This is a genomic window from Gordonia sp. (in: high G+C Gram-positive bacteria) (assembly GCF_012515855.1).
Taxonomy (GTDB): Bacteria; Actinomycetota; Actinomycetes; order Mycobacteriales; family Mycobacteriaceae; genus Gordonia.
In genome coordinates this window covers 1-17,866 of sequence record NZ_JAAYXO010000081.1, presented here as the reverse complement: position 1 = coordinate 17,866, position 17,866 = coordinate 1, and the positions used below count along the sequence as shown (strand labels likewise).

Here is a 17,866-nt window from a genome sequence, read left to right as displayed (position 1 = left end):
CTCCGGAGTCCCCCGTCCAGCTGATACGAAGGTAAGAACGCGAACCTCACTTCACGGATCGAGTGCCATGCGATTGTCGTCCCGCTCCCTCACCGCCCTCGTCACCGGTGCCCTCGTCGCCTGCGCCACAGTGTCGGCGCCGTTGGTGGTGACCGCGCCCGTCGCACAGGCCCGTGCCTGCAGCAACAGCGGCACCGGCATCCCGATTCCGATCGTCAACAAGCTGTTCCCGCGCGGCGGCTCGGCGATCGGCCCGCAGAAGGCGATGCCCGCGTACGACGCCGGCGGCACCAGGACCATCGGTTGGGTCACCGGACCCAAGAGCCGCAATCAGACCTTCACGCGATTCGGGATCTCCGGCACCGATGTCGGCGTCGCGTGGGACAACGGTCGCGGCGAGACGCTGATGGCCTTCGGCGACACGTTCGGCAACTGCCTCTCCGGCGACCAGCAGTGGCGACACAACGTCCTGCTCCGCTCCACCGACGGCAACCTGGCCGACGGTCTGCGCATCAACGGTCGCGGCTTCGCCCGCGAGATGTTCGGCGCGGTCGGAGTCGAGGGCATCGAGAAGACCGCCATCCCCACCGCGGGCATCTCGATCGGCGGCAAGCAGTACGTCAACTACATGTCCGTGCGCGCCTGGGGCCCGCCCAGCATCTGGTACACCAACTACTCCGCGATCGCCGTCTCGAACAACAACGGTCGCAGCTGGTACACCCCGCGGCAGTCCATCCGCGTCAACGCGGGGATCTCGATTCCGACGCCCGCGGACTGGCCGTCATTCCAGGCGGGCGACGCCAAGTTCCAGCAGAGCGCATACGCCAAGGGCGGCGGAGCCGACGCCGGGTGGGTGTACCAGTACGGCACGCCGAACGGCCGCTTCGGCTCGGCGTACGTCGCCCGCTTCCGCGCGAACGACATCCTCGACCGCAGTCGGTACCAGTACTGGAACGGTGGCGCGTGGGTCGGTTCTCCCGACGCCGCGCGGCCAATCGTCCGCGGCCCGGTCACCGAACTGTCGGTGTCGTGGAGCCCGTACCTGAACCGCTACGTGATGCTCGACAGCCCGCGCGGCGTCCTGCTGCGGACCGCCGCGCGCCCGCAGGGACCGTGGAGCCCGCCGCGCCGGGTGGCGCCGGCCGGGCTGGAGTTGTACGCCCCGATGATGCTGCCGACCTCGCCCGCGCTGCGCGGCACCGGACCGGAGTTGTACTTCAACGGCACCCGGTGGGAGGACTACAACGTGATGCTGGTTCGCACCACCGTCCGCCGCTGATTCGCCACCGCTGACGCGCTCCCTCTCGGCCGCTACTTCAGGAGCCGGGACATCCGGCGGTCGGCCAGCACCTTGCCGCCGGTCTGACACGTCGCGCAGTACTGGAACGAACGGTCGGCGAACGAGACCTCGCGGACCACGTCGCCGCACACCGGGCACGGCAGACCGGTCCGCGCGTGCACCCGCAGCCCCGTGCGCTTCTCGGACTTCAGTCGTGCCACCTCTTGCCCTTCGAGACGTTCGACGGCACCGAGCAGCACCGATCGCACCGCCTCGTGGAGCCGGGTGACCGACGCCTCGTCGAGGTTCTTGGCTGTCGCAAACGGCGAGAGTTCGGCGACGTGCAGGATCTCGTCCGAGTACGCGTTGCCGACGCCGGAGATCACCCGCTGATCGGTCAGCAGATTCTTGATGCGGGCGCCGCTGCCGCTCAGAATCGCAGCGAACCCGTCGCGGCTCAAGCTCAGGACGTCCGGGCCCAGCGTCGCGATCCGTTCGACCTCGGCGGTGTCCCTGACGATCCACGCGGCCAGTCGCTTCTGAGTGCCCGCCTCGGTCACGTCGAAGCCCTCGCCCGGCAGTCCGCAGTGCACGCGCAGGGCGATCGGCCCCTTGCCGCCGGGCTTCGGCGGCGCCGGCGCGAGCGATTCGCTCCACCGCACCCAGCCCGCGCGCGACAGATGGATCACCAGATCGATCTCGGGGTCGCCGCCGTCGGGTCCGGGGACCGTGCGGATCACCAGATACTTGCCGATGCGGTCGACCGCCGACACCGTCCTGCCGGCGAGCGCCGTGTACGGCGGATCGGCGGTCTTGAGCACGGCGAGCGAGGCGACGTCGACCCGACGGATCGGCAGTCCGGCGGCACGCGAGTCGAGGAAGGTCGCGATGGCGGTGACTTCGGGGAGCTCCGGCATGGTCCCAGTGTGCGCCCGCCGTCCGACATTCTCACGGTGGTTCGTGCGGACCGGTTGTCGCGGTGTGTTCTAGTTGGAGGATGCGTCCGACCTCCCCCGCATCCCCGACGGCGCTCTCCGACGCCGAGTTGGCTGCGCACATCGCCGAAGGCGCGGGACAGATCCTGCTCGGCATCCGCCACCGCGACCTGCTGACTGGGCACCTCGCGGGCGATGTCGGCGATGCCATGGCGCAGGCGTGGATCTCCACCGTGCTGCGCCGCCACCGCGGCCGCGACGCGGTGCTGTCCGAGGAAGCCGAGGACGTCGGCGATCGCTCCACCGCCAGCCGCGTCTGGATCATCGATCCGCTCGACGGGACCAGCGAGTTCGCGATGGGCACCTCCGACTGGGCGGTGCACGTCGCGCTGGCCGTCGACGGCGCCCCCGCGGTCGCCGCGGTCTCGCTCCCGGCCAAGGACCAACTGTTCCGCAGCGACGACGTCCCCGCGTCCGACGGTCCGCTGAGCGGACGCCTCGCGGTCTCGCGGTACGGGCACTCCTACCATTCGGCGGCGGTGGCCGACCGGCTCGGCCTCGAACCGGTCCGCATCGGTTCGGCCGGGGCCAAGGCGATGGCCGTGGTCCGCGGTGACGCCGACGCTTACGTGCACTCCGGCGGCCAGTACGAGTGGGACAACTGCGCGCCGGTGGGTGTCGCGCTCGCCGCGGGCCTGCACTGCTCGCGGCTCGACGGCAGCCCGATCGTCTACAACACCGCGCACGCCTACATGCCCGACTTCCTCATCTGCCGCCCAGAACTCGCCGACGCCGCGCTCGACGCCGTCGCGTCGCCCTGGTGAGGTTGCACTAGAGGACGATGCGCTGAGTCAGCCCCGAATCTTCGACAATCCGTGCACCCGGGCCGTCAGGTCGAGCACCAGTTGGCGCGGAACCAGGCGCTGCAGGGTGAACACGATCGGCGCACGGTTGCCGCGCGCATACAGCGGCTTCGGCGAGTCGGCCAGCGCGGCTTCGACGATCTTCTCGGCCATCGCCTCCGACGAGATGCCCTTGCCCTCGTTGCGGCGGGTCGCCGCGGCGACGGTCTCGTACTCCTCGCGGTACACCGAGTCGGGCTCGATATGGATGGTGCGGCGATCGCCGATGCCAGTCGCGATGGTTCCCGGCTCCACCGTCGTCACCCGGATGCCGTAGGGCGCCACCTCGCGGCGCAGCGCCATCGCATAGCCCTTGAGCGCCGACTTGGTGGCGGCGTAGTTGGTGCGGAAGGCCACCGGGAAGCTCGCGAGCATGGAGCCGACCATCACGATGGTTCCGGTGCGACGCTGCCGCATCCGCGGCAGGACCGCCTTGGTGAGCGCCACCGGACCGAACACGTTGACCTTGAACAGGTGCTCCACGGCGTCCATCGGGGTGTCCTCGAACGCCCCCGCGGCGCTCTCGCCGGCGTTGTTGATCAGGATGTCCAGGTCACCGACGGTCTCGGCGCACTCCTGGGCCGACGCGTAGTCCTCGTTGTCCAGGCGGACGTAGGTGACGCCGGGAATCGGGTTCTTCACGGTGTCGGGGTTCCGACTGGTGCCGTACACCTTGTGCCCCAGCGCAACGAACTGTCGCGCAACGGCTTCGCCGATTCCACTGCTTGCCCCGGTGACCAGCACAGTCCGCTGCCCGGTGATCGATTTGGTCATGGCACCACGGTAGTCGGAGGTGCGCGCGGCACGTCGAACGACACCGGCGCGGCAGCGGTGAGTCGTCCCTCACGTAGACTTCTCCGAGCGGTGGCCGCGTCCCCATCTCGGCCGCCGCGGCAGGCGACGGATCGCGCACCGCGATCGTCCACGCTCTCGTAGCTCAGGGGATAGAGCACCGCTCTCCTAAAGCGGGTGTCGCAGGTTCGAATCCTGCCGGGAGCACTCTGATACCCCCACTCGATTGCCACGGTCCCGCGCGCGCTGCGGCACCGGGTGTCTAAGGTTTTACAGCGAAGCACCAATCGTGCGACCGAGCCAGGAGGATCCGCCAGTGATGACGACGCGACGCCGCGCCCTCACCTTTGGACTCGCATCCGCGGTAGCCACCGCCGCGATGCTCGTCCCCGCTCCCGCGTACGCGAGCAGCGGTGCGACCGAGGGATCGAGCAGCGGCATCTCGCCCTGGTGGTGGATGCTCCTGCTGGTGCTGCCCGTGGTCGCCCTGATCGCCGTGTGGCTGCGCGGCCACGACGACTACGACTTCGCGGCGGTCGTCCCCGCCACCGGGCCCGGCTTCCCGCCCCTCACCCCGGAGCGGGACGCTCGGCTGAAGGCTCTCGCCTCGGGACGCGAGTCGAGTGCCGCCGAAGCGATCGCTCGCGCCGAGGAACTCGCCGCCGCGGCCGCCGCACCGGTTCGCCCCGGCGCGCGCGTGCCGTCCGAGGGCGGCACTGTGCCGCTGCCGATCGGCGCATCGCGCCCCCTGCTCGGCGATCCGATGACCGCCCCGGACGGCTACCCGATCAAGGCGGTCACCGAGACCGGAGTGTTCTACCTTCCCGCCGACACCGACTACGCGGCCGTCGTACCCGATGTGTGGTTCGCGACCACGCTGACCGCCGAGAACGGCGGTTTCGAGGCGGCCGCCGACGACGCCGGCTGACCGGCCCGCGTTCTACGACGCACGCGACTCGCTCAGCCGAAGATCTCGTTGAACTTGGTGAGTGACTTGCTGATATCGCTCTTCACCGCCAGTGCGGCAGCCTTGCCGACCGGACCCATCAGCGGCAGTCCGCCGAGGTCGATGAGGAAGGTGATCTTGGATCCGTCGCCGTCGGGTTCCACGAGCAGGTTGATCTTGGCCTTGACGCCGCCCTTGCCGCTGCCCTTGAGGACCACTTCGTTGGGGCGGTTGAACTTCTCGATCTCCCACGCGAACCGGACCCGGGTGCCCTTGGCCGTGACCACGGACGACAGCTTGCTACCCTTCCGCAGTTCGCTCGGCGCGGGCAGTTCGCTGCGCCAGCCGTCGTGGAGCACCAGCCAGTCGTCGTAGCGGGTCAGGTCTGCGGCGCACTCGAAGGTATCCTCCGGGGAGAGTGCGAGATGAATGGAGTCACTGGTCTTCGCCATGGCTATAGACCCTAACTGGAACCAACCGTCACAGGCAGATCTGGGCGGTGGAGTCGTCGAAGAATCTCCCGCGGTCCTCGCCGCGGCGCGCGGCCTGCTGGGCCGCCGCCTGGTAGGACACGGCGCCACCCTGCTGATCACCGAGGTGGAAGCCTACAACGGGCCGGACGACCCCGCCTCGCACGCGTTCACGCGGACGCCGCGGTCGGCGATCATGTACGGTCCGCCGCACCGGCTGTACGTGTATCAGATCCATACGCACCACTGCGCGAACATCGTGACGAGCCCGGAGGGCCAGGGGTCCGCAGTGCTGCTGCGAGCGGGGATCGTGGTGGAGGGCATCGAGGCGGCGCGTGCGCGACGGGGAGACGTCGCCGATCGGCTGCTGGCCCGCGGCCCGGGCAATCTGGCACGGGCGCTCGGCATCACCAAGGCCGATCTGGCCACCGATCTGCTCGACGGGACGGGCGTGCATCTGCTGCCCGGTCCCGGAGGAATCGCCGCGGATCGGATCGCGGCGGGACCTCGCGTCGGGGTGCGCATGGCCGCCGACCGCCCGTGGCGGTTCTGGATCGACGGCGAGCCGTCGGTCTCGGCGTATCGGCGACACCCCGCCGCGTGATCGACTACTGCTGCTGGTCGTTCTTCGGCTGGTCCTGAGCGCCGACGGCCTTGCGTGCGGCGTCCTGCGCCTTGTCGACGTGCGAGGCGTACTTGTTGCCGGTCGCCTTGTCGATCGCGTCGCCGCCCTTCTCGATCAGATCGGGGTTGGACTTCAGTGCGGCCTTGGCCTTGTCGATGATTCCCTTGAGGTTCATACCGAAAGCGTACTTCGTGCCTCCGACTCCGTCGCTAGGAGTCCGACGATTCCAGCTCCAGCGCGATCCGATGCTCACGCAGTTTGTTCCGTCGCTCCAGGTACCGGTTCAGCACCTGGGTGGAGATCTCGACGGCGACGATGCCAACGGCCGCGCAGACGCCCGCCACCGCCATCATCTGGCCGTTGGACGAATCGAGGTGGAACAGGCGCTGGGTGAACGGCAGCGTGAAGATCAGCACGTAGGCGCCCACCGAGACCGCCAGCAGGACGATCTTCCACCAGTTGTAGGGCCGCGCGACCACCACGAGGACGTACACCGCGATCGCGATCATCGTCGCGAGCGCCGCCGTAGCCGCCTGCATCTGGATCGCGCCGAGCGTCTGGGTGGCGTTGGCGACCGCGGCCAGGCCGGTGCTGGGGTCGGTGGCCACGCCGGAGACGTAGCCGCCGAGCACGGCCGAGTAGTCACGGTTGACGATCAGGAAGCAGACGAACGTGGCCAGGCCGACGATGATGCCGTTCGGCACGGCCTGGGTCAGGACGCGGCGGACGAAGCCGGTCTTGGCGCGCTCGTTGTTGGGGGCCAGCGACAGCACGAACGCCGGGATGCCGATGGTGAACCACGCGGAGATCGTCACGTGGATCGGCTGGAACGGGTAGCTTACCGGCTCCCACCCGAAGATCTTCGCCAGCAGACCCGCACCGCCGATCAGCAGCGCCAGCAGCACCGCGTAGACGGTCTTGGTGAGGAACAGGTTGGAGACGCGCTCGATGTTGCCGATGACGCGTCGGCCCTCGCCGACCACGTACGGCAGGGTGGCGAACTTGTTGTCGAGCAGAACGATCTGCGCCACCGAGCGGGCGGCCGACGAGCCGGCCCCCATCGCGACGCCGATGTCGGCGTCCTTGAGGGCGAGCACGTCGTTGACGCCGTCGCCGGTCATCGCGACCGTGTGCTCCTGGGCCTGCAGGGCCTTGACCATGGCGCGCTTCTGGTCGGGGCGGACGCGTCCGAAGGCGTCGGCCTCGGCGATGACCCCTGCCAACTCGTCATCACCGGTCGGCAGGTCGCGGGCGTCGACGGCGGTGTCGGGGTCGCCCAGGCCGAGCGACTGACCGACGGCGCCCACCGACCGCGCATTGTCGCCGGAGATGATCTTGACGGCCACGTGCTGCGATTCGAAGTACTTGATGGTGTCGCGGGCATCGGGACGCACCCGCTGCTCAAGCACCACCAGTGCGGTCGGGACCAGCGTTCCGGGGACGTTGGAGTCGCCGGTCGGCGCGGTGTCGACGGGGACGTCGGTGGTGGCGACGAGGAGGATCCGCAGCCCAGTGGAGCCGAGATCCGAGGCCAGCTGTGCGGTCTCGGTGGCCGGGTCCAGCAGCACGTCGGGCGCGCCGATGAGCCAGTTGCCCTTCGCGGCGCCGGTCGCGTCCTGGAGGGACATGCCGGAGAACTTGTTGGCCGAGCTGAACGGCAGGATCGACGACGTGGTCCAGTCCGGGGCGTCGGGAAAGGCCTCCTGGATCGCCTGGATGCTGGCGTTGGGGCGGGGGTCGTGCGCGGCGATCGACGCGAGCGCCTCCTCCACCTGCTGCTGCGAGACGCCCCCGCTGCCTGTGACCCCGCTGCCTGTTGCTTCGTCGACCAGGCGCACCTCCGACAGCCGCATGCCGTTCTCGGTGAGGGTGCCGGTCTTGTCGGTGCAGACGATGTCGACACGCGCCAGCCCCTCGATGGCCGGCAGTTCGTTGACCAGGCACTGGCGCTGCCCGAGCCGGACCACACCGACCGCGAAAGCGATCGAGGTCATCAGCACCAGGCCCTCGGGAACCATCGGCACCAGCGCGGCCACCATCCCGAGCAGCGCGGTGCGCAGCCCGTTCTGGCTGATGAACAGCTGATTGACGATGGTGAGGATGCCCGCGGGGATCAGCAGCCAGGTGATCACCTTGAGGATCTGGTCGATGCCCGAGCGGAGCTCCGACGAGACGAGGGTGAATTTGGAGGCCTCGGCGGCCAGCTTGTTGGCGTAGGAGTCGGCGCCGACCTTGGTGGCGCGGTAGGCGCCCGAACCGGACACCACGAAGCTGCCGGACATGATCTCGTCGCCGAGCGCCTTGTCGACGGCGTCGGCTTCACCGGTCAGCAGCGACTCGTCCATGTCGAGGGACTCGGACTCGATGGTCTCGCCGTCGACGATCACCTGATCGCCGGGGCCGAGTTCGATGATGTCGCCGAGGACCACCTCGTCGGACGCGATCTCGGCGGCGACGCCGTCGCGACGGACCACCGGTCGGGCCTGACCGACGATCGCCAACCGGTCGAGTGTCCGCTTGGCCCGGACCTCCTGGATGATGCCGATGCCGCTGTTGGCGATGATCAGCAGACCGAACAGGCCGTTGATGAACGACCCGGTGGACGCGACGATCACGAACAGCACGCCGAGAATCGCGTTGATCCGGGTGAAGACGTTGGCCTTGACGATGTCGGCGATGGACCGGCCGGACTTGTCGGCGGTCACGTTGGCCTGCCCTGCGGCCACGCGCTCGGCGACCTCCGCCGCGGTGAGTCCCGGATCGCGGCCCGTCGTCGTCGAGATCGTCATGCGCATCGCTCCCACCAGGTCTGGTCGAAAAAGGCCGTGCCGGTGCGGCTGTCCGGCATCAACGTGGAACCGGGCCGGGGCACGCAGATCTCGACCCCCACTCGACTCGCCTCGGCGCTCAGCCGACGCATCGGGTCGGCCCACGGGTGTCGCGCCAGATTGAAAGTACCCCAATGGATCGGCACCAGCAGCGCCCCCTTGGTCCCCGTGTTGAGCATGCCGTGGACGGTGACGCCCTCCTCTGGATTGAGGTGGATGTCGGGCCACGCGGGATCGTAGGCGCCCACCGCGATCAGGCTGACGTCGAACGGGCCGTGATCGGCACCGGTCTGCTGATACGACTCGGTGAACCCGGTGTCGCCGGAGAAGAAGACGCGGTGCTTCGGTCCGACGATCGCCCAGCTGACCCACTGCGTCAGGTTGCGCGACAGGCCGCGGCCGGAGAAATGGCGCGCGGGCACGGCGTGGAAGGCGATGGTGGTGCCGCGGACGGTGAGCTGGACGTCCTGGAACCAGTCGGCCTGGTGGATCCGCGACGCGTCGACGCCCCACGCCATCAAGTGCGCGGCCACCCCGACCGGCACCACGAAGACCGCCTGCGGTTGGGTGGCGGCGATGGCCCGGATGCTCGGGGTGTCGAGGTGGTCGTAGTGGTCGTGGCTGATCACCACCACGTCGAGGTCGGGCAGGCCGCTCGCGGCCAGCGGCGCCCGATGCATGCGCTTGGGGCCCACCAGTTGCGACGGCGAGCACCGCGCCGACAGCACCGGATCGGTCACCATCCGGACCCCGTCGAGGTCGACGACCGCCGTCGCGTGCCCGAGCCAGGTGACCGAGAGGTCGTGCGGGACGGCGGTGAAGTCGGGCCGGAGGACCGGAATCGTGCCGTTCGGTCTGCCGGGCCGCCGCAACATGTCGACGGCCGTGTCGAAGCCGGGACCGTCCATCGTGGCGGACGCGGCGTCGAGATTGGCAAACGTGCCGTCGACCAGGAACCGCGAGGCTCCCGTGGTCTCCGCGATCGCCTCGGCGGAGGCGCCCATGGCGTACAGCGGGGCGGGTCGCGGCAGACGCAGCGCGGGCGTTTTGAAGGTCACTCGACCAGGATAGTCAAGCCGCGGCAGTGGCTCGGAGCACATTTTCCACTCCGCCATGCCCTATGCTGGTTTCACCAGGAGTTGATCATTCGATCAACTTCTCGATCGTCAGAAGTCATCGCCAAGAACGGAGTGCCCGTGACCGACACCCCCGCGAGCGGCATCGCAACGCCCGACTGGGCCGCGATCGACGACGCCGTCCGCCGCGCTGGGCTCGACGCCCCCGTGCTCGCCCTCGACCTCGACCTACTCGATCACAATATCGCCGACCTGCATCGCCGCGCCGCAGGCGTCCCGATTCGCGTCGCCTCGAAGTCACTGCGCGTGCGCTCGATGATCGAGCGTGTCCTGGACCGTCCCGGTTACGCAGGCGTCCTCGCCTTCGACGTCGCCGAAGCCCACTGGCTGGCCACCGAGTCCGGGGTCTCCGACGTCCTGCTCGGCTATCCGACGGTCAAGCGCGAGGCGCTCGCCGCGTTGTTCGCCGACGAGCTCGCGTGCCGCCGTGTCACCCTGCTGGTCGACGACCCCGACCAGCTCGACCTGGTCGACGCCGTAGTCCCGCCCGCGCGCCGCCCGAGCGTCCGCGTCGCGATCGATCTCGACGCCTCGCTGCGTGCGGTCGGCGGCCGCGTGCACCTGGGCGTGCGCCGCTCCCCCGTCCACTCCCTGCAGCAGGCCACCGCACTCGCCCGCACCATCGTCGGGCGCGACGGTTTCGATCTCGTCGGGGTGATGTCGTACGAGGCACAGGTGGCAGGCCTCGGCAACGGCGTGGCGGGCAAGTTCGCGATGAACACCGCCGTGAGCGCCGTTCAAGCGGTGTCGATGACCGAGATCCGCCACCGCCGCGGCAAGGTGATCGCCGCGGTGCGGCAGATCGCCGATCTGGAGTTCGTGAACGCGGGCGGTACCGGGTCTCTCGAGGAGACTGCCAAGGATGCGTCGGTCACCGACATCGCCGCGGGCTCCGGACTGTTCGGCGGGCACCTGTTCGACAACTACCGGCACTTCAAGCCCGCTCCCGCCATGGCCTTCGGCCTCGACGTGCTGCGCCATCCCGACGACGACATCGTCACCTGCGCGGGCGGCGGATGGATCGCCTCCGGGCCGCCCGGAGAGGACCGACTGCCCAAGCCGGTCTGGCCCGAGGGACTCGAGTACATCGGCACGGAGTCGGCGGGCGAGGTACAGACCCCGCTGGTCGGGCCGGCCGCGCGGACGCTGCGCGTCGGCGATCGAGTCTGGTTCCGCCACACCAAGTCTGGCGAGGTCGCCGAACGCGCCGACCGCGTCGCCCTGATTCAACGAGATGCTCACGGCTGCGCCGACGTCGTCGACGTCGTGCCGACCTACCGTGGAGAAGGAAGATGTTTCGTATGACCAAGACCGCACCCGCGCAGTGGACCAACTGGGGCGGCACCGCATCGTGCACCCCCGACAGCCTGCTGGTTCCGCAGAGCATCGACGAACTGGCCGCCGCAGTCCACGCCGCCGCCGAACGCGGTGCGACCGTGAAGCCGGTGGGCGCCGGACACAGCTTCTCCGAGATCGCCGTCGCTCCCGGGGTCCAGGTCGCGATGTCGGGATTCCGCGGCGTTCGGGACGTCGATCTCCCGAACAAGCGCATCACCCTCGGCGCAGGCACCAATCTGCACCAGATCCCCGGCATCCTGGAGCCGCTCGGGCTGGCGATGACCAACCTCGGCGACGTGGACCGCCAGACCGTCTCCGGCGCCACCTCGACCGGCACGCACGGCACCGGCGGCGCCTTCGGCGGCATCTCCACGCAGATCCGCGGCGTCACATTGGTCGACGGCACCGGGCAGGTCCGCACCGTCGGAGAGAACGATCCCGACCTCAAGGCCGCCGCCCTCGGCCTCGGTGCGCTGGGCATCATCACCGACATCACGCTGCAGTTGGTCGACGCCTACGCCATCCAGGCCGTCGAGGCGCCCGCCGACGCCGACGAGACCATCGACGGTTTCCTCGACAACGTCGCGAACATCGACCACTACGAGTTCTACTGGTTCCCGCACACCGCGTGCGCGCTGACCAAGACCAACACCCGTCTCCCCGCGGACACGCCCTCCTCGGGACCCGGCAGGGCGCGGCGCTACCTCGACGACGAGCTGATCTCCAACCGCCTGTACCGGGTGCTGTGCGGGATCAGCGCCAAGCAGCCGCGGGTGGTGCCGACCATCAATCAGTTGGCGGGCCGCGTCCTGTCGGCGCGGACCTACACCGACCGGTCCGACAAGATCTTCATCTCCAACCGCGACGTCCGCTTCCGCGAGATCGAGTACGCGATTCCGCTCGAAGCGGTGCCGGAGGCGCTGCGCGAGGTGCGCGCGACCATCGACCGCCGCGGCTACAAGGTGAGCTTCCCGATCGAGGTTCGCGCCGCGGCCGCCGACGACCTGCTGCTCTCGACCGCCCACGGTCGTGCCACCGGGTACATCGCGGTGCACCGTTACGTCGGCGACGACCTCCCCGACTCGCAGGCCTACTTCCGCGACATCGAGGACGTCATGATCGCGCACGGCGGTCGTCCGCACTGGGGCAAGATGCACACCCGCGACGCGGACTACCTCCGCGGCGTGTACCCCCGCTTCGACGACTTCCTCGCCGTCCGCGACCGCTTCGACCCGCAGCGGACGTTCGCCAACCCGTACCTGCGGACGGCGCTGGGCGAGTAGGGCCGGTCTCGGGCTCCTACCGCCCGGTGAACACCGGCTGCCGCTTCTCGGCGCGCGCCGCACGCGCTTCCTGCACGTCCTCGCTCAACCACGCCGCGCGCATGGCCGCCACCCGCTCGGCCGGAGCCTCGTCGCGGGCGCCGTCGCCGTTGAACACCATCTTGTAGTGACGGAGGGTCAGCGGGGCGAACTCGGCGATCTCGGCCGCCCACCGCTGGGCCTCGTGCAGACCGCCGAGGCGATTGGCGAAGCCGAGAGCGAGCGCCCGGTCGGCGGTCAGCGGATCGCAGCCGATCAGCATGCCGCCAGCGGTTCCGGCGCCCACCAGCGACGTGAGCCGACGGACCGTCCACTCGTCGATCGCGACGCCGATCTTGGCCGCCGGGATGCCCGCGAGGGCCTCCGGCACCAGGACCCGGAGGTCGGCGGCCATGGCGAGCTGCAGGCCCGCGCCCAGCGCGGCGCCGTTGAGCGCCGCGATGACCGGGACCGGGGTGGCCTCGATCTGCTCGATGAGCCGGACGTGCTGATCGAGGAAGGTCTCGTCGTACACCGGGCCGGAGAGGTCGGCACCCGCGCTGAACACCTTGCCGCGGCCGGTCAGCACGATCACCCGGGCGCCGCCGTCCACGGCGGCGGTGAAGGCCTGGGAGAGGTCCTGCACCATGGCCTCGTTGAGAGCGTTGCGCTTCTCCTCGCGAGCCAGTTCGATGGTCGTCACGTTCCCGGTGGTGCTGCTCACAATCATGCGGGCATGCTATCCGGGCCGAACGTCCCGCGGCCGGTCGGGGTCGGTCCGAGAGTCCGAGTCGGCGACGGCTTCGCGCCCACCGCGGCCTCGACACGCTTCGTGACTACGTCCCGAGGCGGCTCGACCAGCGTGGCGAGCGACCAGCCGCCGCCTGCGGTGCGCCACTGCTGAGATCAGCCTCCTCACGGCTCTCCGACGGCAAATCGCCGCCGGACGGCCACAGGCGGCCTGATTTCAGCACTAGATCTTGACGACGCCCCGGCCGATCGCGCCGCCGGCGAGGATGGTCTGCAGCGTGCCGGGCAGGTCGTCGAGGCCGATCTCGGTGATCAGCCGGTCCAGGTGGCGCGGGCGCAGGTCGGTCTCGAGGCGCTGCCACAGGGCACGACGGAAGGCGATGTCCTTCTGCACCGAGTCGATGCCCGCGAGGGTCACCCCGCGCAGGATGAACGGCATCACCGTGGTGTCGAGGCCGGCGCCGCCGGTGAGGCCGCTGGCGGCGACGATGCCGCCGTAGTCGATGCTCGAGAGCACGTACGCCAGTGTCTGACCGCCGACGCAGTCGACGGCGGCCGACCACTGCTGCTTGCCGAGCGGGCGAATCTTGGCCTCGGGATCGTCCGGGAGCCTGCCGATCACCGAGGTCGCGCCCAGTTCGGTGAGCAGCGCAGCGGTGTCGGGCTTACCCGTGGACGCCACGACGTCGAACCCGAACTTATTCAGCAGGTCGATGCTGACCGTGCCGACACCGCCGCTGGCACCGGTCACCAGGACCGGACCGTCGGACGGGCGATAGCCGCCGTCGAGGATGGCCTGCACGCTCATCGCGGCGGTGAATCCAGCGGTGCCGATCGCCGCGGCCTCGCGGGTGGACAGCGCGTCGAGCTTGACGACCTGATCGGCGTTGACCCGGGCGTACTGGGCATAGCCGCCGTGTCGCGCGGTACCGATGTCGTGGCCGTGCGCCATCACGGCGTCGCCGGGCGCGAACTCGTCGGACGACGACGTCTCGACCACGCCCGCGATGTCGATGCCCGGGATGATCGGATAGTCGCGGACCACGCCGCCGCGCGGAGTCACCGCGAGCGCGTCCTTGTAGTTGATGCTGGAGTACTCGACGCGGATCGTGACGTCGCCATCGGGCAGGAAGCTGTCGGCGACTTCTTCGCGGGCCAGGGTGATTGCGCCGTCGTTCTCGCGGGCGACCATCGCGGTGAATGTCATGCGGGGTACTCCAGTCGTTGAGGCGGTGTGCCGGGTTGAAGCCATCTGCAGGGTTCAAACCGGGTGCAGATACGACAGCACCCGCGCCGCCGAGGCGACACGGGTGCAGTCATGAATTCTGGTGGATCAGACGCCGAGCAGGTCGATCACGAAGATCAGCGTCTTGCCCGACAGGCGGTGGCCTGCGCCGGCCGGCCCGTAGGCGAGCTCCGGCGGAACCACGAGGCGACGACGACCGCCGACCTTCATGCCGGGGATGCCTTCCTGCCAGCCGGGGATCAGGGCGTCGAGCGGGAAGCGAGCCGACTGGCCGCGGTCCCACGACGAGTCGAACTCCTCGCCCGACTCGAACTCGACGCCGACGTAGTGCACGTCGACGGTGCCGCCGTGCTGGGCCTCGACGCCTTCACCGATCACCAGGTCGGTGATCTCGAGGGACGACGGGGCCGGACCTTCCGGGAAGTCCACTTCGGGCTTGCTCATGGTCAGCGGTCCCCCATCTGGACGTAGTCGCGCTCGGTGTAGCCGGTGTACAGCTGACGCGGGCGGCCGATCTTGGTGGTCGGGTCGGTGTGCATCTCACGCCAGTGCGCGATCCAGCCGGGCAGGCGGCCCAGCGCGAACAGCACGGTGAACATGCGGGTCGGGAAGCCCATCGCGCGGTAGATGACGCCGGTGTAGAAGTCGACGTTCGGGTAGAGCTTGCGCTCGATGAAGTAGTCGTCGTTGAGGGCGACCTCTTCGAGGCCCTTGGCGATGTCGAGCAGGTCGTCCTGCACGCCGAGGGTCTGCAGGATCGAGTCGGCGGTCTTCTTGACGATCGCGGCGCGCGGGTCGTAGTTCTTGTACACGCGGTGCCCGAAGCCCATGAGCTTCACGCCGTCTTCCTTGTTCTTGACCTTGTTCATGAAGGCCTTGGTGTCGCCACCGGAGAGACGGATCTCGTCGAGCATCTCCAGCACGGCCTGGTTAGCGCCGCCGTGCAGCGGGCCCCAGAGCGCGTTGATGCCGCCCGAGATCGAGGTGAAGAGGTTGGCCTGCGACGAGCCGACCAGGCGCACGGTCGACGTGGAGCAGTTCTGCTCGTGGTCGGCGTGGAGGATGAACAGCATGTCGAGCGCCTTGGCGACGTCGGGGTCGACCTCGTAGGGCTCGGCCGGGAAGCCGAAGGTGAGACGCAGGAAGTTCTCGACCAGGCTCAGCGAGTTGTCCGGGTACAGGAACGGCTGACCCTGCGACTTCTTGTACGCGTACGCCGCGATGGTCGGCAGCTTCGCCAGGAGGCGGATGGTCGCCAGCTCCACCTGCTCGGGATCCTTGGGATCCAGCGAGTCCTGGTAGTAGGCGCTCAGCGCGTTGACGGCGCTCGAGACCACCGGCATCGGGTGCGCGTTGCGCGGGAAGCCGTCGAAGAACCGCTTGAGGTCCTCGTGCAGCAGCGTGTGGCGCTGGATGCGGTTGGCGAAATCGTCGAGCTGGGTCGGGGTCGGCAGCTCACCGTAGATCAGCAGGTAGCTGACCTCGATGAAGGTCGACTTCTCGGCCAGCTGATCGATCGGGATGCCGCGGTAGCGCAGGATGCCCGCGTCGCCGTCGATGTAGGTGATCGCAGACTTGGTCGACGCGGTGTTGACGAAACCGCCGTCAAAGGTCGTCATTCCGGTCTGGGAGAGGAAAGGGCCCAGAGCGACCGAATCGCTTCCCTCGGTTGCCTTCAGGATCGGCAGGTCGATCTCGCCACCAGGGTAGGTGAACTTGCCGGTCGTCTGTTCGGTCGCGTCATTGTCAACGGACACACAAACCCCTTATAACTCGCGGGTGAGCAGTTGCTGGGTAACAACCTAGTCGTGGTTCGACCATGACGCCGCATGAGGGTCCCACTGAGGCTCCTGCGACGGCTGTCGAGTGCTCAGCTTACTCATAAGCCGCTAAGTTATTGGAATGCGAGAGCTACCTGCGGGAAGCGACGCCGTCCTCCTCGACTTCAGCACCGAAGAGTCGCCCGAAGGTGCGGCCGAGGACTGCGCTCGCGCCCTGCGAGCGGCTCTGGAATCCGGTCGCCTCCCCCCGTGCGACATCGTCCTTTCTGCCCGGACCGTGCTGATCGAAACACCCCCCGGGGCCGGCCTCGACCAACTCGCCGTCCGACGCATCGCACGGACCGTGCCCCGACGCGAAAGATCCACCGCGACAGCGCAGTTCAGTAACCTGCAAGCCACCTCTCAGGCACCGCATCTGGTGATTCCCACGGTGTACGACGGTGCCGACCTCACCGAGGCCGCCGACCTCCTCGGCGTCAGCACCGACCGGCTCGTCGAGGCGCACGGCGCAATTCTCTGGCGGGTGCAGTTCATGGGTTTCGCGCCCGGTTTCGGCTACCTGGTTCCCGACCCCGCGAGCGCGCCGGACGACGCCGCCCTGTTCCGCGCGATCACCCGACGTTCCCAATCCCGACCATCGGTGCCTGCCGGCTCCGTCGCGGTCGCCGCCGGCTACAGCGCGGTGTACCCGCGCAGCAGCCCCGGCGGGTGGTTTCTGCTCGGCCGCACGGCGTTGACCATGTGGAACAGCCGGGCCACACCCCCGTCGACCCTGACCGCGGGCACCACCGTCCGGTTCGATGCGATGCCGGAAGGCACCGTCTCCGACCCCTCGGCACCGACCACGTCAGAGAACACGAAGTGAAACGCAGCACATTTGCCCTCGAACATGCGGGAAGCCCCACTTTGGCGGTGACCGCGACCGGCCCGCTGTCCACCGTCCAAGACCTCGGACGTCCCGGATTCGCGCATCTCGGTGTCCCCCGTTCCGGCGCGGCGGACCTTCCGTCGTTCGCCCTGGCCAATCGCCTCGTCGGCAACCACCCCCACGCCGCGGCAGTGGAGGTGACCCTCGGCGGATGGTCGGCCCGGGCCCGCGGCGGCCTTTTGGTCGCGGTCACCGGACCGCCGACTCGAGTACGGGTCGACGGCGTCGAGGTCGGCAGCCACGGCGCGGTGCGGGTCGCCGACGGCGAGTTGATCGAGGTCCTGGCGCCCGCGCGCGGCGTCCGGAACTACGTCGCGGTGCGCGGCGGGGTCGACGTGCCCCCGGAACTCGACTCCCGATCCACCGACACGTTGTCCGGCCTCGGTCCCCCGCCCCTGCACCCCGGCGACGTCCTTGCGGTGGGACGCGACGACGACGAATGGCCTGCCGCCGAGTTCGCGCCGGTCGGCAGCCTCCCCGACGTCACGGAGCTGATCGCAGCGCCCGGTCCGCGGCACCACCGTCTCGTGGATCTCGGCAGCCTCGCCATCGGCCGCTGGACGGTGGCCGCGGCCAGCAATCGCGTCGGCGTCCGACTCCATCGCGACG

Annotated in this window: 18 protein-coding genes and 1 tRNA gene; 9 read left to right on the top strand and 10 right to left on the bottom strand. The window is 69.2% G+C overall.

The genetic code is table 11. The features are described from left to right. Positions 1-67: 67 nt before the first annotated feature. Positions 68-1,279: a DUF4185 domain-containing protein gene (locus GX543_RS06130; protein ID WP_290850586.1), complete on the top strand. Its 1,212-nt coding sequence runs from the start codon at positions 68-70 to the stop codon at positions 1,277-1,279. A gap of 32 nt (positions 1,280-1,311) precedes the next feature. On the opposite strand, the gene GX543_RS06125 is transcribed toward GX543_RS06130, so the two are convergent. Further along, positions 1,312-2,196 (bottom strand): DNA-formamidopyrimidine glycosylase family protein, encoded by an 885-nt coding sequence (locus tag GX543_RS06125; RefSeq protein WP_290850584.1) that lies wholly within the window; start codon positions 2,194-2,196, stop codon positions 1,312-1,314. Between the two features lie 80 nt (positions 2,197-2,276). Between GX543_RS06125 and GX543_RS06120 the strand changes: the two genes are divergently transcribed. Then, on the top strand, positions 2,277-3,038 hold the full coding sequence (locus GX543_RS06120; RefSeq protein WP_290850582.1) for a 3'(2'),5'-bisphosphate nucleotidase CysQ: 762 nt from the start codon (positions 2,277-2,279) through the stop codon (positions 3,036-3,038). Positions 3,039-3,065: 27 nt separating this feature from the next. Here GX543_RS06120 and GX543_RS06115 read toward each other — a convergent pair whose 3' ends face one another. Continuing rightward, positions 3,066-3,890 (bottom strand): SDR family oxidoreductase, encoded by an 825-nt coding sequence (locus GX543_RS06115; protein WP_290850580.1) that lies wholly within the window; start codon positions 3,888-3,890, stop codon positions 3,066-3,068. 152 nt (positions 3,891-4,042) lie between these two features. Here GX543_RS06115 and GX543_RS06110 point away from each other — a divergent pair. After that, a tRNA-Arg gene (locus GX543_RS06110) sits at positions 4,043-4,115 on the top strand. Between the two features lie 112 nt (positions 4,116-4,227). Beyond that, positions 4,228-4,836: a hypothetical protein gene (locus GX543_RS06105; RefSeq protein WP_290850578.1), complete on the top strand. Its 609-nt coding sequence runs from the start codon at positions 4,228-4,230 to the stop codon at positions 4,834-4,836. Positions 4,837-4,868: 32 nt separating this feature from the next. Here the strand turns inward: GX543_RS06105 and GX543_RS06100 are convergent, their stop codons facing one another. After that, positions 4,869-5,306, bottom strand: coding sequence for an SRPBCC family protein (locus GX543_RS06100; RefSeq protein ID WP_290850577.1), 438 nt, complete (start codon positions 5,304-5,306; stop codon positions 4,869-4,871). Between GX543_RS06100 and GX543_RS06095 the strand changes: the two genes are divergently transcribed. Beyond that, positions 5,284-5,928 carry a DNA-3-methyladenine glycosylase gene (locus GX543_RS06095; RefSeq protein WP_290850576.1) on the top strand — a complete coding sequence of 215 codons (645 nt, stop codon included), beginning with the start codon at positions 5,284-5,286 and terminating at the stop codon, positions 5,926-5,928. The genes GX543_RS06100 and GX543_RS06095 overlap by 23 nt on opposite strands. Positions 5,929-5,932: 4 nt before the next feature. Here GX543_RS06095 and GX543_RS06090 read toward each other — a convergent pair whose 3' ends face one another. The 3 genes from GX543_RS06090 to GX543_RS06080 are packed head-to-tail and all read right to left on the bottom strand — an operon-like array spanning position 5,933 to position 9,835. Further along, the gene (locus GX543_RS06090) at positions 5,933-6,124 is read right to left on the bottom strand and encodes an antitoxin (protein WP_290850575.1); all 192 of its coding nucleotides are present in this window, start codon (positions 6,122-6,124) and stop codon (positions 5,933-5,935) included. A 34-nt stretch (positions 6,125-6,158) separates the two neighbouring features. Further along, positions 6,159-8,738, bottom strand: a complete 2,580-nt coding sequence (locus GX543_RS06085) for an HAD-IC family P-type ATPase (protein WP_290850574.1) — start codon at positions 8,736-8,738, stop codon at positions 6,159-6,161. Beyond that, the gene (locus GX543_RS06080; RefSeq protein WP_366929055.1) at positions 8,735-9,835 is read right to left on the bottom strand and encodes an MBL fold metallo-hydrolase; all 1,101 of its coding nucleotides are present in this window, start codon (positions 9,833-9,835) and stop codon (positions 8,735-8,737) included. Before GX543_RS06080 ends, GX543_RS06085 begins: the two co-directional genes overlap by 4 nt. Before the next feature lie 138 nt (positions 9,836-9,973). On the opposite strand from GX543_RS06080, the gene GX543_RS06075 reads away from it, so the two are divergent. Both GX543_RS06075 and GX543_RS06070 read left to right on the top strand, forming a co-directional pair. Next, a complete protein-coding gene (locus tag GX543_RS06075; protein ID WP_290850572.1) occupies positions 9,974-11,218 on the top strand; it encodes an alanine racemase in 1,245 nt (414 codons plus the stop codon). After that, positions 11,215-12,534: a D-arabinono-1,4-lactone oxidase gene (locus GX543_RS06070; protein ID WP_290850570.1), complete on the top strand. Its 1,320-nt coding sequence runs from the start codon at positions 11,215-11,217 to the stop codon at positions 12,532-12,534. Before GX543_RS06075 ends, GX543_RS06070 begins: the two co-directional genes overlap by 4 nt. Before the next feature lie 16 nt (positions 12,535-12,550). Here the strand turns inward: GX543_RS06070 and GX543_RS06065 are convergent, their stop codons facing one another. From GX543_RS06065 to GX543_RS06050, 4 genes are all read right to left on the bottom strand, one after another. Next, entirely contained in the window at positions 12,551-13,282 is a 732-nt protein-coding gene (locus tag GX543_RS06065) for an enoyl-CoA hydratase (RefSeq protein WP_290850569.1), read from the bottom strand. 243 nt (positions 13,283-13,525) lie between these two features. After that, positions 13,526-14,509, bottom strand: a complete 984-nt coding sequence (locus GX543_RS06060; RefSeq protein ID WP_290850568.1) for an oxidoreductase — start codon at positions 14,507-14,509, stop codon at positions 13,526-13,528. Between the two features lie 126 nt (positions 14,510-14,635). Next, positions 14,636-14,992, bottom strand: a complete 357-nt coding sequence (locus GX543_RS06055) for an FKBP-type peptidyl-prolyl cis-trans isomerase (RefSeq protein WP_290850567.1) — start codon at positions 14,990-14,992, stop codon at positions 14,636-14,638. A 2-nt stretch (positions 14,993-14,994) separates the two neighbouring features. Beyond that, positions 14,995-16,305, bottom strand: coding sequence for a citrate synthase (locus GX543_RS06050; RefSeq protein ID WP_290850565.1), 1,311 nt, complete (start codon positions 16,303-16,305; stop codon positions 14,995-14,997). A gap of 145 nt (positions 16,306-16,450) precedes the next feature. Between GX543_RS06050 and GX543_RS06045 the strand changes: the two genes are divergently transcribed. Both GX543_RS06045 and GX543_RS06040 read left to right on the top strand, forming a co-directional pair. Then, on the top strand, positions 16,451-17,194 hold the full coding sequence (locus GX543_RS06045) for a carboxyltransferase domain-containing protein (protein WP_290850564.1): 744 nt from the start codon (positions 16,451-16,453) through the stop codon (positions 17,192-17,194). 47 nt (positions 17,195-17,241) lie between these two features. Further along, positions 17,242-17,866: allophanate hydrolase subunit 2 family protein (locus GX543_RS06040; RefSeq protein WP_290850562.1), on the top strand; the 625-nt coding region annotated here is incomplete at its 3' end.